This window comes from Nocardiopsis sp. NPDC006938 (assembly GCF_042869555.1).
GTDB lineage: Bacteria > Actinomycetota > Actinomycetes > Streptosporangiales > Streptosporangiaceae > Nocardiopsis.
In genome coordinates this window covers 18,724-31,466 of the sequence record NZ_JBIAGA010000017.1, presented here as the reverse complement: position 1 = coordinate 31,466, position 12,743 = coordinate 18,724, and the positions used below count along the sequence as shown (strand labels likewise).

The window sequence follows — 12,743 nt, the reverse complement described above, 5'->3', positions numbered from 1 at the left end:
GACAGGGCGCTCCACCGTCGAAATGCACCGAACCGAATTCTATGATCTCGCTCATGTCCACCGAGTTGCATGAGCATGACGAGGCCGCCGACGCGCCCCCGGCCACCCGGGTCGTGGTGATTCCCGACTCGTTCAAGGGGAGCGCCTCCGCCGTCCAGGTCGCCGAGGCGATGGCGCGCGGGGTCCGCGACGCCTACGCCGATCGCGGACTGCGCGTCTCCGTCACCACCCTGCCCTTCGCCGACGGCGGTGAGGGCACCCTCGACGCCCTGCTGGGCGCCTGGGGCACGGAACCGCTCTCGGTGGAGACCACCGACGCCCTCGGCCGCCCCACCCGGGCCCGCTTCGGCGTCTCGCCCGACGGCACCACCGGTGTCATCGAGGCCGCCGAGGCCAACGGCCTGCCCGGCGTCGCCGACGTCCCCCTCCGGCCGCGCGCCGCGAGCAGTCGAGGGGTCGGCCGTATCGTCACCGAGCTGCTCGACCGGGGTGTCGTGGAGATCCTCCTGTGCATCGGCGGTTCGGCCTCCACCGACGGCGGCACCGGCATGCTCAGCGCGCTCGGTGTGCGCTTCCTCGACGCGGACGGCGCGGAGCTGCCCGACGGGGGCGGCCGCCTCGGCGATCTCGCCTCCCTCGACCTGGACCGGCTGGACCCGCGCGCCCGCTCCGTCCGCTGGCGGGTGGCGTGCGACGTCACCAACCCGCTGGTCGGCCCGCGCGGCGCCGCCGCCGTCTTCGGTCCGCAGAAGGGCGCCGACCCCGAGGACGTGCGCGTGCTCGACGCGGGCCTGGACCGGCTGGCCGAGGTCCTCGCCAAGAGCACCGGCGACGACCTGCGGGACGTGCCCGGCATGGGCGCCGCCGGCGGCATGCCCGTGACCCTCACCGCCCTGCTCGGAGCCGAGGTCCTGCCCGGCTCCCGCATGGTCGCCGAGGTCCTGGGGGCGCAGGAGCTGCTCTCCCGCGCCGACCTCGTCCTCACCGGCGAGGGCCGCTTCGACAGCCAGTCCCTGGGTGGGAAGGTCGTCGACGCGGTCCGCCGCCTCACCCCCGAAAACGTGCCCGTCGTGGTGATCGCCGGAAGTGTGTCCGTCGGTCCCGACGAGCTCCGCCGCTCCGGGATCACGGCGGCGTTCTCGATCGCCCAGGGCCCCCGGACCCTGGACGAGATGCGGGACGGGGCCGTCTCCGCCATCACCTGGACGGCGTTCAACTGCTGTCGCGTCATCCTCCCCACCCGGCCGGTCTGATCTCGTCCCGGCCTTCGCTAAGGAACAACTTCCGTGATAAACCTCGCCATCCTCCTCCTGCTCGTGGTGGGCATCGTGCTCGCCACCGCCAGGTGGAAGATCAGTCCCTTCCTCGCCCTGATGGGCGCCGCCATCCTCGGCGCCTTCATGTACCGGCTGCCGCTGGCCGAGATCGTCCCGACCATCACCGCCTCGTTCGGCGGCACGCTCGGCAACATCGGTCTGGTCATCCTCTTCGGAACGATGATCGGTGTGGTCCTGGAGCGCTCCGGCGCCGCGATCGCGATGGCGGAGGGCCTGATCAAGGTCCTCGGCACCCGGTTCCCGAACCTGACGATGTCCCTCATCGGCTACATCGTCTCCATCCCGGTGTTCTGTGACTCCGGGTACGTCATCCTGAACTCGCTGCGCAAGGCCATCACGGTGCGCACCGGGGTGTCCGCCCTGGCCACCTCGATCGCGCTGATGACCGGCCTGTACGCCACGCACACCCTGGTCCCGCCGACTCCGGGTCCGCTGGCCGCCGCCGAGAACCTCGGTGTCACCAGCGACCTCGGCATGATCATCATGCTCGGTCTGCCGGTCGCCCTCGTCGCCGCGATCGCCGGTCTGATCTTCGCGAGCCTGCACTCCCGCAAGGAGTTCACGCCGCTGCCCGCCGAGACCGAGACCGACATCTCCGACCAGTCCTACGACGAGCTGCGGGCGAGCTACGGCCGCCTGCCCAACGGGTTCCTGGCGTTCTTCCCGATCCTGCTGCCGCTGATCCTCATCTGCGTCGGCTCGATCGTGCAGCTGCCGTCGCGGCCCATCGGCAACGGTTTCGCGTTCGAGATCCTGGCCTTCGTCGGTACCCCGGTGATCGCCCTGGCGATCGGCCTGCTCGCCTCCGTCACGCTGCTGCGCGGCCACGGCAAGCTCGCCCGCTTCAACGAGCAGATGTACGACGCCGTCCGCCTGGCCGGTCCGATCCTGCTCATCACCGGTGCCGGTGCGGCCTTCGGTGGCGTGCTCGCCGCCTCGCCGCTCACCGACTTCCTCTCGGTGAGCCTGAGCAACCTGGGTCTGGGCCTCGCGGTGCCGTTCCTGATCGCCGCCGCGCTCAAGACCGCGCAGGGCTCCTCGACGGTGTCGATCGTGAGCACGTCCGCGATGCTCGCCCCCATGCTCGGTTCGCTGGGTCTGGCCTCAACGGAGGGCATGGTCCTGTCCGTGCTGGCGATCGGCGCGGGCGCGATGGTGGTCTCGCACGCCAACGACTCCTACTTCTGGGTCGTCTCGCAGCTGAGCCGTATCCCGGTCGCGACCGCGTACCGGACCCTCACCCTGGCCACCCTCATCGAGGGTGTCGCCGCCTTCGTCGCGGTGTGGGTGCTCGGCCTGTTCCTGCTGTAACGAACACCGCCCACGGGCGGGGCTGACCGGGTGCAGGCGGTCAGACGACGAGGGGCCCGAGCGGGCGCTCCCGAGGGGAGTCGTCCGTTCGGGCCCCTTTCGCGTGCGCGGGGCGCGGGTCAGGCCGGTGCGGCCCCGGACCGGAGGGACCTGCGCAGGCAGGAGACGATCTCCCAGGCGCTGAGGGCGATCACCGCGACCGCGAGCGGGAGGGGCGCCACCGACCAGTCGGCGGCGACGCCGAAGACCGCGCCGATCCGCTCGGGGAGGTCGGGGACGATCAGGTCGCCGCGCAGGAGCAGCCACACGGCGACCACCGCCCAGGTGGCGCTGGCGAGCACGTTGCCCACGGCCAGCGCCGGGGTCCAGCGGCCGACCCGCCAGGCGGCGAGCAGCACCACGGCCTCGACCAGGAACGGTCCGACCAGCAGCGCGACCCAAAGCAGGGAGAGGTCGGGGTTGAGAACCTGTAGCTGTGTGTCCGGGTTGGAGACGCCGGTGAGCTGCCAGGCCAGGAGCGCGATCATCAGGACGGTGACGGCCGCGTGGAGAAGGCTCTCCCCCGCGCCGACCCCGCGTGCCGGTTCCTCGGGCAGTTGGGCGGTGTCCCAGGCGAGGAGGGGCCGGTCCCGGGCGTCGGCCGGACGCGCCCACTCGATGACCGCGTAGGCCAGGGTGACCCAGAAGCTGACGTGCACGGTGACGGCCAGGAGCGCCACGAGGGGGCCCAGGACGACGTCGCCGGGGTCGGAGGAGGCGGAGACGAACCCTTCGATCAGCACCAGGGCGAGGGTGAGGGGCAGCAGGACCGCGAGAAGTGCCCGGAGCAAACGGACGTACTCCGGGTACACACCGGGGCCGATGAGGTACCGGGGGCGTTCGCCGTACTCGCGGGCGAGCTGGTCCGGGTCGCCCAGCTCGGTGAGGGCCTCCCGTTCGGCGCGCTCCGGGTCGACCCCGGCCTCGACGGCGGCCTCGACCGCGTCCTGGATGGAGCCGCGCAGTTCGCGGGCCACGTCCGGGCCGGTGTCGGGGCCCAGGTGGCGGGTCACGGACCACACGTAGCGGTCGGTGAGGGTGGATCTGGTCTGGTCACTCACGGGGTTCTCCCTGTCCTAGGGCGCTGATCGCGTCGTCCAGCACCCGCCATTCGTGCGACATCCGTTCCAACACCGTCCGCCCCTGCGGGCTGACCTGGTAGAACTTGCGCGGCCGCGCCTCCTCGGTGTTCCACTCGCTGGTCAGCAGCCCCTGTTTCTCCAGCCGCCGCAGCAGCGGGTACAGGGTGTTGCCGTCCACCGGGAACCCTGCCTTCTCCAGGGTTTCCAGCAGGGCGTAGCCGTAGTGGGGCCGCCCCAGGGTGGCGAGGCAGGCCAACACGACCGTGCCCCTCCGGAGTTCCTGGAGGTGTCCGGACAGCAGCTCGTCGTCCTTCATGACTCACACGATAGTGTGCGACACACACCATCGTCAATCGCACACCACATCGGAGTGCGACACGGACGAACGAAGGGGAGGCCCCGACCACGGTCGGAACCTCCCCAGGCAGCCAAGCCCGGCCTCCGGAGCCACGGGCCGGCGTGGAGCCCGGTGACCTCACCGGGCGCGACCCTCCTCTTGAGTCAGATCGGGATGCCGATGTCGGGTGCCAGGCTCGCTCCCAGGGTTTCCATGGCGGTCTGTCCGTGGAGGAGGGCGACTGCGATGGCGGTGGCGGGCCATCCCCACCAGCGGCGGGGTGCCCGGTGGCGGCCCCGGGTGCGGACGGTGGGCTGCGGTTCCGTCTCGGTCAGCTCGGCTCGGGCGTCGGCGGCGGCCTGTCGGGCTTCGCGAGCGGCTTGTTCGCGGTGGTGGCGGGCGACCTTGACCCAGTGCGGGACCGGTCCGTGTTGCAGCATGTACGCGACCCGGGGGTTGCCGTGCATCTGACGGGGCAGGCGTTCCTGTCGGGCTTGATGGGTCTCCTCCCAGGGCATCTCCGAACGTGTTGCCTCCGCCTGGGGTGCCTTCGGCGGAACCGGGAGGGCCCGCAGGGGACGCCCGGCCGGTCGGGTGAAGCGGTGGCCTCGGGGAGCGGTCAGAACCGACCGCACCTGAGTACTGACCTGCGCGCTGGTCATCGGGTGCCCCCTGCGGTGGCCGAGGCCGGGAGGGTGAACTCGGCCCAGATGACCGTGCCCAGCCCCTGGCAGAAGGGGAAGTCCAGCACCGGCCGGAACCCCCACCGGGACGCGAGGTGGCCGACCATGAGCAGGCCACGGCCGCGTTCGGCCTGCTCCCATTCGCGCTTGGTCCGCCTGCGCGGAACCCTCGAGAGGGAGTCCACCATGGTGTCCGTCCGGGTGCCGTCATCGATGATCGACACCCTCACCAGCCCCGGGACCGGCATCTCCAGGGTGCGGACCACCCTGCCGTCCGGGTCCTGTCCCGAGCGGGAGTGCTCGCAGGCGTTGGCGAACATCTCGCTCACGCACAACACCATCTCCTCCCGCACCTCGGACGGGAGGGTGAGCAGGCGGTTGAGGTCAGTGTCCAGGTCGGTGCGGACCCGGCTGGTGTGGGAGAGCTTCCCGGGATAGACCCGGCACTCCCACCGCAACGCGGGCTCGGGCGGGGCGACCGTGTGGTTGAGGGCGCGGGTGTGCGGCACAATGGCCATGTCGGCAATCGCTTTCTCTTCATCGGAGTGTGGGTTGTCGGCCTGCTCTGGGGGTGTGACAGCACCCGCCAGAGCCTTTTTCATGAACGCCTTCGCCAGGCTTCAGGCGGCGGTCGGGGGCTCCGGGTCGTCCAGGTGATCAGCGCGGTGACGGCGGGAGAGCAGCCGGGACCCCGGTACCGGCCTGTTCCCAGGAATCCGGGTGGGGGCGGGGTAGTCGTGTACCGCCTGGTCGATCAACTGCATGGCCCGTTCGGCGTCGCCTTCTTCGCGGGCGATACGCAGCGCCTCCTGGATCATGGGGATGCGGTTGCGCAGGGTGTGGTTGTGCCACACGTCCACCTGCGCGGGAGTCAAGTGCCCGGGGGCGGTGAGGGCGTCTCCGGCGCACGCGAGCAGGTCCCTGGTGTCGATGTCCAACATCAGCACTCCACCTCGTTCTTGCCGATGTCCTCGGCGTCGTCGGCGGTTTTGGTGTCTTCGGTGTCGATCTGCATCCATGGGTTGTCGGTGAGGTCGTAGGCCAGGAAGAACCACACCTGGCGGAACTTGGGGTCGCCGTTGTCGCCCCACCGGTCCGCGAGCGCGTCGATCAGCGCCAGACCTCGGCCGGTGGCGGTTCCGGCTTCGATGTCGGCGAAGGTCGCGGCGGTGAAGGTGCCCTTCTCCTGGGGCAGGCGGCTGCCCTGGTCGCGGCAGATCAACGTCATCCCCTTCGCACCCCGATCCACAGTGAGCCTGTACGTACTGCCGCGTTCACTCGAGCGTGAGTGGACGATCGCGTTGTTCGCCAACTCTGACCCGAGGAGGGTGAACAGGAACTGGTACTCCTCACACCGCTCCGCCGCGCTGGTGTCCAAGAACGCGCGGACCAGCGGCATCAGCCCGGGGAGTCCGGCGAAGGAGTACTGCCGTTTGCGGTAGGGGGGTCCCACGGTGCGGGAGAAGTAGTGCGAGTGGAACGGCTTGATGAAACTCGCCACCGGAGCCACCACCTCACGGCGGGCCAGTTCGGGCGAGAACGGCGGAGCGGGCCTCACGGGACCACCACCAAACGCCGCAACCCAGCCAGGACGGCCCGCAGGACCTCCACCGGCACCGCGTCGATCGGCCGCCGGGGAGAAGGGACCACAGGGACCCAAGAGCCGGACGGGTGGCGGCGGGGGTTCGCGGCAAAAGCCCGCACACGGGCCGCCTGCCTAGGGCGACGGCGACGTATCGCCTCGGACGCGAGGTAGCGGGTACACGCCAGCTCGCAGAGTTTCAGGTAACGGGGCGCCATCAGCGCACACCTCCGGTACGGACAGTGCCGGGCGGGAAACCGGCTGGGCTTCTGGTGAGACACCATGGTTACCCGCCCGAGCAAAAAATGCAAGACCAACTTTCTTATTAGTGAGATGATCGCTATTAGATACCCAACTTGAAAGCTGGCGATGAGCGAAATGTCCGGAAACCCAGATCAGTCCGTAGGATCAACAGCACGCACCAAGAAGCCCAGCCCGGAGGAGCCCCCAGTCGTGACCGCATCACCTCCCCTGAGCAAGCGGCGTCTGTCGCGGATGCTTCGCGAGAGCAGAGAATCGGCCGGGCTCACCGCTGACCAGGTCACGGAGCGCGCACGGGAGCTGGGAGCTACGAAGTGGTCGGCATCAAAGATCACCCGACTGGAGCGAGACGAGTGGGTGCGCCCCAAGCTTGAAGATGTCGAACTGCTCCTTGACATCTATCGGATCACAGGCCTTGCGGATCGCGAGGAGTACGTCCGCCTCGCTAAGGAGGCCCGTCAAAAGTCGTGGTGGCGGAGTTACGACGACGTCATCGAGGGCAAGCTAACCGGCTTGGAACCAGGTGCCTCACGCATCCGTGACGTCGCCCTCGCGGTCATCCCCGGGCTACTCCAGACGCAGGCATACGCCCGTGCGGTGATCGTTGGCGGGGGCATTATCGACGCCGAAGAGATTGACCGCCGAGTGGAAGCGAGGATGCTGAGGCAACGCATCCTCGACCCCAAAGCGGACGGGCCGAAGTACTGGGCGATCATCGACGAAGCCGCACTGCGTAAGATTCCACTGGCAGTCCGTGAAGAGCAGATTCGCCACCTCAGCGATGTGCAGCGGCCCGACCTGCGAATCCAGATCCTCCCAGACTCCGCTGGTCTGCACGCAGCAGTGGGTGGCGGCTTCACCATCCTCGATTTCGACCAGGACTCCGGCCTGGTGTACACCGAGACAGCAGCCAGTGAGCGGGTACACGATGATGGAGAAGACACCGAGGCCTTCGACCACGTGTATCAGTACGTGAGTGCATCCGCTCTGGGCGTCCAGGAGTCGACCGCCTTCCTGGAGCGCCTGATCACCTAAGAGGACGACCATGCAATCCCAGCAATCTGACCTGACGTTCCGGAAGTCGAGTTATAGCGGCGCACGTACCGAAAACTGTGTGGAGGTCGCTGACGCCCCCGGCATGTCTGCCGTGCGTGACACTCAGAACAGGGAACTCGGCGCGTTGGCCTTTCCCTCTGCCGAGTGGACAGCACTCCTTCGCGTCACGCAGTAAGACACAGAGGCCCCGCCCATATGTGGTCGGGGCCTCCCCCATGCCCCACCAGCATCACCGCACGCGGGGGACCTACAGGTGAACAGTGGGTGCGGCTGACCGCAGCCGGAGCCTGGGCTTACCGCCACCCCGTTCCACCTCCCCGTAGCGGTGTCAGTGGTAGGACGGACCACCGGTCTCCAGCGTCAAAACCCGCTGGGGCTAAGCGCGACTGAACGATCTACGGTTGTGGTTGCCGTAGCGCGAGGGTTCTACGGCCAACCCGCTTATCCCTTTGGGCCAGTAGGTCCTGTGCGGCTTACTGCGTACCCCTTGTGCGCTGAGCACTCTGGTCAGGGCGGGGTGTGCGCATGGTGCTCTGCCCGGACCGCACTTGGCGGACGTGCTCTCGTGTGACACGACTGGCAGGAAAGGGCCAAGCACGGCACCGGGCCACCCCCCAGGACGACTGATGTGTTCCAGAGATGCGTGTCCCCAGCCCTGGTAAAAACCCCCGCCGTCCGAGCACCGTCTACCGCTCTACGGCCAACCCGCTCCACTGAACCCAGCACTCACGTGCACGTCTGTACCCCGCTGTGGCTCAGGGGGTTTGCGCCGTGCCGCTTACTACCGCACATGACTGAGGTTCCAACCCCCTGGGGTGAAGGGGGAACCTCGCCTTCAGCCGCACCCCGCTATGGCTGAGGGGGGCTGTGCCGTGCCGCTGACTACCGCGCATGGCTGGGGTTCCAAACCCCTGGGGGTTGAGGGGTCTGCGTTGGTGTTTGCTTCACGCCTGTGACAGCGCGCCCACCAGCGCCACGGGGGGTGTGAACCCCCGCCACGTGTTGTGACTCCCTCAGGGGGAGGCTTCCCCTGCACCCCGTGGTGGTGACCCGAGCGCTTCGGTGCCCCCTTAACCCCCGGGGGGTTGGTCGCCCCCATCACGCGCGGTAGTAAGCCGCACGGCGCAACGCACCCCGGACACAGCGGGGTACAAACGTGTGGGTACGCGCTTTCCTGTGGTGAGCGGGTTGGCCGTAGAGCGGCAAGCGGCGCTCGGACGGCGGGGGTTTTTACCAGTCCGGGGGACACGCATCTCTCGAACACATCAGTCGTCCTGGGGGGTGGCCCGGTGCCGTGCTTGGCCCTGAACCGCCAGTCGTGTCACACGAAAACACAACCGCCAAGTGCGGTCCGGGCAGAGCACCATGCGCACACCCCGCCCTGACCAGAACGCTCAGCACACAAGGGGTACGCAGTAACCCGCACAGAACCTACCAGCCCAAAGGGATAAACGGGTTGGCCGTAGAACCCTCGCGCTACAACAACCACAACCGTAGAACCTACAACTCACAGCAACCACAGGCCGTAGAGCCAGCTACAAACAACAACCACAGCCCTCGTTCCCACAGCTCACAGCCCACAACCCCCGTACCCACAGCCCACAGCCCACAGCCCACAGCCCACAGCCCACAGCCCACAGCCCACATCAACCACAGACCGTAGATCCCGCCACACACCCACACACACCAACCACAGCCACCTGACGCTCAGGGGACTCGGTCACCCACGCACTCGGCCACCCACTTCTCGACGCGAACGAGACCATCGAGCTGGTGCGCCGACCCTCAGGACTCCGGATCGGGCGCCTCGGAAGCCCCCGCCACCTCCGATGACCCCGCGTAGAGCGCGGCGACCTCGCCGATCCGCGCCCAGGCCGCGTCGGCCGACCCTCCTTCGAGGTCCAGCGCCAGGGCGTCGAGCATCACGTGCCAGCCGGTGGCGAAGTCGGTGGCGGGCTCCGGCTCCAGCTCGCCGTGCACGAGCGTGAGCAGCGTCCCCTCCGGGACGGGCTCCAAAGTCCAGCGCACCACCGAGTCCGGCACCCCCTCCCATGACCACCCGTGCACGAGCAGGCCGCGCTCACCGGGCGGCTCCGCCTCGCTGACCACCCCGGTCGCGGCTCCTTCGTCACCGAAGTCGAAGCGGACCGCACCGCCGAACCGGGCGTCGACCGCACAACCCGGCAGCCACCGCTCCAGGCGCTCCGGCTCGGCGATCCACGCCCACACACGGTCCGGAGCGTGCGCGAGAACCCGCTCGAAGCGGATACGGAAGTCTCCCGCCGGGCCGACACCGAGCGTGCCGCGCAGGGGATTCTGTGTCTGGGTCATCGTGACTCTCCTTCGTCCATGGCCTGTTCCAGGGCGTCGAGCGCGGTGTCCCACCGGGCGCGCTGGGCTTCGAGCCAGTCGCCCACCTCGTCCAGCGCGGCGGCGTTGACCGAGTACATCCGCCGCCGCCCCTGGGTACGCACGCTCAGCACACCGGCCTCGACGAGCACCCCCAGGTGCTGCGAGACGGCCGGGCGACTGATGTCGAAACCGGCCGCGATCTCACCGGCCGAGCGTTCGCCCGCCGACAGGACCTCGACCACGCGCCTGCGGTTCGGTTCACCGATCGCTTCCATGACATCCACGGAAAACATGTAAGCAGAGACTTACGCGTTGGGTCAAGGAGTCCCCTCCGCCCCAGAAACCGCGCCGAACCCCACACCCTCCGCACCGACGAGCGGCCCCAGGCCCCCGGCGTGCTCCCGGGGTTCTCCCGGGGGTTCTCCCTGCACGAGGAGCTGGAGCTGATGGTGCGGGCGAGGCTCTCGCCCCTGCGCGCCCTCCAGACCGCCACCCTGGAACCGGCCCACGGGGGCGTGACCTCCCCTTCCGGGGTGCGGCGGGCCTTCGGACGGCCAGGTGGTCCTAGGTGACCTGGGCGGCGACCTCCTCCGCGAGCCGGAACGCGTCGTCGAGCGCGTCGTTCGCCGAGGGCATCGGTCCCGAGGCTGACCCGTCGTACAGCCGTACCCGCGCCACCAGGTCGCCGTCGAGCAGAACCACCTCGGCCGACCACCCGTTCTCCCCGCGCACGTGGCGGGCGAAGGCCTCCTCTGCGGGGCCCGACAGCGCGGTGAAGACGTGCTGGTCGGGCTCCTCCCCCGTTTCCGCCTCGGGGGCGACGCGGGCGTTGAGGTAGTGGAAGGCGAACTCCCGCGCGGCGGCGGCCGCCGCCCCGTCGGGGCCCTCGTCCGCCAGCCCGACCTCCACGGTCAGGTTCCGTCCGCCCCGCCACGCGCAGGCTCCCGTCGCCGCGCCGGACGCGCCCTCCCCGGTGAAGAGGGCCCCCTCCCCCGCCTCCGAGCCCGCGGGGACCCCGGTCTGCCTGAGCAGATCCTCCGGCAGGTCCACACAGGGGTCGGGCAGTTCGCCGTGCGGGTCCGCACCCTCCGGGACCGCCGCGAAGGGGCGCTGGGGCGGCTGGCCCAGGCCGCGCGCGATCTCCTCCGCCGCCGTGAGCGCGCCTCCCCAGGTCGTGCCGGTGTCGAGGGGTTCCGCCTCGGGCGCGTGCAGCAGGTCGACGTGCGACTCCCACTCCGGGTCGGCACCCGCGGAGGAGACCTCCACCACGGCGTTGACGGTGCGGAACAGGACGGTGGTGCGGCCCGCGCGGTACTCGACGCCCCCCTCGTTCCCCAGGACCGGCCCCTCGGTGTCCACCGCGTTGACCAGCACCGCCTCGTCACCGAGCCCCGCGAACGGCAGCGCCTCCACGGTCGCGAACAGCCCCCGGGTCCCCTCGACCGACGCGGCCAGTTCGGTGCCGAGGTCGCGGACCGCCCGGGCGTCGGACCGCGCGCCCTCGCCCAGGTCCTCCGTGGCCCGCACCGTGACGTCCAGCTCACGGCTCCGTTCCCCGCCTCCCGTGTCGAGGACGTCCGTGGACCACCGACACGTGCGTGCGACACCGCCGGAGTCGGAGCGGTCCCCGATCCGCGGCCGAACGTCCGGTATCAAGAGGGCCGCCGTCTCCTCGGACACACCGCAGTCGGAGGGCAGGTCGGTGACGACGGGGCCCAGGGTCCGCCGGTCGAGCACCTCGGCGCGGGCGACCGGCCCGCCCGGGGTCGCGTCGGGCTCCTCGGAGCCGTCCGCCGTCAGGTACACCACGACAGCCAGGACCGACGCCAGGGCCCCGGCCCCGAGCACGGTGCCGGTCCTGCGGAACCGCGCGACGCGCCGCGCACGGGCCCCGCCCGAGGGCGTCCGCCCGGTTCCGCCCTCCGGGGCCGTCTCCCCACCGGCCCCCGCGCGGTCCGTTCCCTCTCCGGTCGTCTCTTCCCTGGGCATCGCCCGAACCTCCCCCACGCTCCGCCGGGGCGCGTCCGGCGCACCGACCACCGGTACGACCGGTCACAGGTGTGGACGCGTCACCGTCGCGACCGGTTCTCTGCGGACGGAGCCCGGCACCAGGCCGCCGGGAAAAGGAGCTGTGCCGCAGGTGCGCGGTGTGACAGGTTGGGCGCATGCCTGACTACCGCCGCGACCTTCTGCGCGACCAGTACGACCTGACCTGGGCGCTCTTCGAGTACCACCTGGAGCGCCTGGAACCCGAGGACTTCCTCTGGGAGCCCGCCGAACTCTGCTGGACCCTGCGCCGGGGCGCCGGAGGCGTGTGGACCCCCGACTGGGCCGACAGCGAGCCGGACCCCGTCCCGGTCCCCACCATCGCCTGGCTGACCTGGCACATCGGCTGGTGGTGGACGGTCACCCTCGACCACACGCTGGGGCGCACCCCGCAGGACCGTGCGGAGATCCGGTGGCCGGGCGAGGAGGGGGCCGCGGACTGGCTGCGCGGCATGGGCCTGGACTGGGTGGAGGCGCTGTCCGAGATGGACCTGGACCAGCGCGCCTCCTTCCCGTGGCAGGGCGCGGAGGGCAAGACGAACGCGCACACCGCCGCGTGGGTCAACAGCGAGCTGATGAAGAACGCGGCCGAGGTGGGACAGCTGCGCATGATCCGCGCCGCCCGCAAGCGCTAGACCCACCGACCTTCAGGGTCAG

15 protein-coding genes are annotated in these 12,743 nt (G+C 70.0%); 6 read left to right on the top strand and 9 right to left on the bottom strand.

All coding sequences use genetic code 11. The features are described from left to right. Window positions 1-41: 41 nt before the first annotated feature. Both ACFYL4_RS22320 and ACFYL4_RS22315 read left to right on the top strand, forming a co-directional pair. The gene (locus ACFYL4_RS22320; protein ID WP_387520615.1) at window positions 42-1,253 is read left to right on the top strand and encodes a glycerate kinase; all 1,212 of its coding nucleotides are present in this window, start codon (window positions 42-44) and stop codon (window positions 1,251-1,253) included. Window positions 1,254-1,286: 33 nt separating this feature from the next. Continuing rightward, window positions 1,287-2,648, top strand: a complete 1,362-nt coding sequence (locus ACFYL4_RS22315) for a GntP family permease (protein ID WP_387520612.1) — start codon at window positions 1,287-1,289, stop codon at window positions 2,646-2,648. Window positions 2,649-2,767: 119 nt separating this feature from the next. Here ACFYL4_RS22315 and ACFYL4_RS22310 read toward each other — a convergent pair whose 3' ends face one another. From ACFYL4_RS22310 to ACFYL4_RS22285, 6 genes are all read right to left on the bottom strand, one after another. Beyond that, complete coding sequence (locus ACFYL4_RS22310) at window positions 2,768-3,748, bottom strand: permease prefix domain 1-containing protein (protein WP_387520610.1); 981 nt, start codon at window positions 3,746-3,748, stop codon at window positions 2,768-2,770. Continuing rightward, on the bottom strand, window positions 3,741-4,085 hold the full coding sequence (locus ACFYL4_RS22305; protein ID WP_357760384.1) for a PadR family transcriptional regulator: 345 nt from the start codon (window positions 4,083-4,085) through the stop codon (window positions 3,741-3,743). Before ACFYL4_RS22305 ends, ACFYL4_RS22310 begins: the two co-directional genes overlap by 8 nt. Before the next feature lie 185 nt (window positions 4,086-4,270). Next, window positions 4,271-4,624 (bottom strand): hypothetical protein, encoded by a 354-nt coding sequence (locus ACFYL4_RS22300; RefSeq protein ID WP_387520606.1) that lies wholly within the window; start codon window positions 4,622-4,624, stop codon window positions 4,271-4,273. A 140-nt stretch (window positions 4,625-4,764) separates the two neighbouring features. Further along, window positions 4,765-5,307, bottom strand: a complete 543-nt coding sequence (locus tag ACFYL4_RS22295) for an ATP-binding protein (RefSeq protein ID WP_387520604.1) — start codon at window positions 5,305-5,307, stop codon at window positions 4,765-4,767. A gap of 102 nt (window positions 5,308-5,409) precedes the next feature. Further along, entirely contained in the window at window positions 5,410-5,730 is a 321-nt protein-coding gene (locus ACFYL4_RS22290; RefSeq protein ID WP_387520601.1) for a hypothetical protein, read from the bottom strand. Continuing rightward, the gene (locus ACFYL4_RS22285; protein ID WP_387520600.1) at window positions 5,730-6,347 is read right to left on the bottom strand and encodes an ATP-binding protein; all 618 of its coding nucleotides are present in this window, start codon (window positions 6,345-6,347) and stop codon (window positions 5,730-5,732) included. The genes ACFYL4_RS22290 and ACFYL4_RS22285 overlap by 1 nt, the downstream gene beginning before the upstream one ends. Before the next feature lie 393 nt (window positions 6,348-6,740). Here ACFYL4_RS22285 and ACFYL4_RS22280 point away from each other — a divergent pair, with 393 nt between their 5' ends. Then, window positions 6,741-7,667, top strand: coding sequence for a helix-turn-helix domain-containing protein (locus ACFYL4_RS22280; protein ID WP_387520597.1), 927 nt, complete (start codon window positions 6,741-6,743; stop codon window positions 7,665-7,667). A gap of 10 nt (window positions 7,668-7,677) precedes the next feature. Continuing rightward, the gene (locus tag ACFYL4_RS22275) at window positions 7,678-7,863 is read left to right on the top strand and encodes a DUF397 domain-containing protein (protein WP_387520595.1); all 186 of its coding nucleotides are present in this window, start codon (window positions 7,678-7,680) and stop codon (window positions 7,861-7,863) included. 1,610 nt (window positions 7,864-9,473) lie between these two features. Here the strand turns inward: ACFYL4_RS22275 and ACFYL4_RS22270 are convergent. Continuing rightward, window positions 9,474-10,019, bottom strand: coding sequence for an SRPBCC domain-containing protein (locus ACFYL4_RS22270; RefSeq protein WP_387520592.1), 546 nt, complete (start codon window positions 10,017-10,019; stop codon window positions 9,474-9,476). Continuing rightward, window positions 10,016-10,315 (bottom strand): ArsR/SmtB family transcription factor, encoded by a 300-nt coding sequence (locus tag ACFYL4_RS22265; RefSeq protein WP_387520589.1) that lies wholly within the window; start codon window positions 10,313-10,315, stop codon window positions 10,016-10,018. The genes ACFYL4_RS22270 and ACFYL4_RS22265 overlap by 4 nt, the downstream gene beginning before the upstream one ends. Window positions 10,316-10,435: 120 nt before the next feature. On the opposite strand from ACFYL4_RS22265, the gene ACFYL4_RS22260 reads away from it, so the two are divergent. Beyond that, entirely contained in the window at window positions 10,436-10,612 is a 177-nt protein-coding gene (locus ACFYL4_RS22260; RefSeq protein WP_387520586.1) for a hypothetical protein, read from the top strand. On the opposite strand, the gene ACFYL4_RS22255 is transcribed toward ACFYL4_RS22260, so the two are convergent. Beyond that, window positions 10,605-12,029, bottom strand: a complete 1,425-nt coding sequence (locus ACFYL4_RS22255; RefSeq protein WP_387520584.1) for a hypothetical protein — start codon at window positions 12,027-12,029, stop codon at window positions 10,605-10,607. The two genes, ACFYL4_RS22260 and ACFYL4_RS22255, sit on opposite strands and share 8 nt — an antisense overlap. A gap of 176 nt (window positions 12,030-12,205) precedes the next feature. Here ACFYL4_RS22255 and ACFYL4_RS22250 point away from each other — a divergent pair, with 176 nt between their 5' ends. Continuing rightward, window positions 12,206-12,721, top strand: a complete 516-nt coding sequence (locus tag ACFYL4_RS22250; protein ID WP_357763751.1) for a DinB family protein — start codon at window positions 12,206-12,208, stop codon at window positions 12,719-12,721. The last annotated feature ends 22 nt before the right edge of the window (window positions 12,722-12,743 follow it).

Excerpts from the sequence above, each read along its gene's own strand:
- ACFYL4_RS22250 (WP_357763751.1), top strand. The coding sequence starts at position 12,206 with ATGCCTGACTACCGCCGCGACCTTCTGCGCGACCAGTACGACCTGACC.
- ACFYL4_RS22320 (WP_387520615.1), top strand. The coding sequence starts at position 42 with ATGATCTCGCTCATGTCCACCGAGTTGCATGAGCATGACGAGGCCGCC.
- ACFYL4_RS22275 (WP_387520595.1), top strand. The coding sequence starts at position 7,678 with ATGCAATCCCAGCAATCTGACCTGACGTTCCGGAAGTCGAGTTATAGC.
- ACFYL4_RS22290 (WP_387520601.1), bottom strand. The coding sequence starts at position 5,730 with ATGTTGGACATCGACACCAGGGACCTGCTCGCGTGCGCCGGAGACGCC.
- ACFYL4_RS22255 (WP_387520584.1), bottom strand. The coding sequence starts at position 12,029 with ATGCCCAGGGAAGAGACGACCGGAGAGGGAACGGACCGCGCGGGGGCC.
- ACFYL4_RS22270 (WP_387520592.1), bottom strand. The coding sequence starts at position 10,019 with ATGACCCAGACACAGAATCCCCTGCGCGGCACGCTCGGTGTCGGCCCG.
- ACFYL4_RS22305 (WP_357760384.1), bottom strand. The coding sequence starts at position 4,085 with ATGAAGGACGACGAGCTGCTGTCCGGACACCTCCAGGAACTCCGGAGG.
- ACFYL4_RS22280 (WP_387520597.1), top strand. The coding sequence starts at position 6,741 with ATGAGCGAAATGTCCGGAAACCCAGATCAGTCCGTAGGATCAACAGCA.
- ACFYL4_RS22300 (WP_387520606.1), bottom strand. The coding sequence starts at position 4,624 with ATGCCCTGGGAGGAGACCCATCAAGCCCGACAGGAACGCCTGCCCCGT.
- ACFYL4_RS22295 (WP_387520604.1), bottom strand. The coding sequence starts at position 5,307 with ATGGCCATTGTGCCGCACACCCGCGCCCTCAACCACACGGTCGCCCCG.
- ACFYL4_RS22265 (WP_387520589.1), bottom strand. The coding sequence starts at position 10,315 with ATGGAAGCGATCGGTGAACCGAACCGCAGGCGCGTGGTCGAGGTCCTG.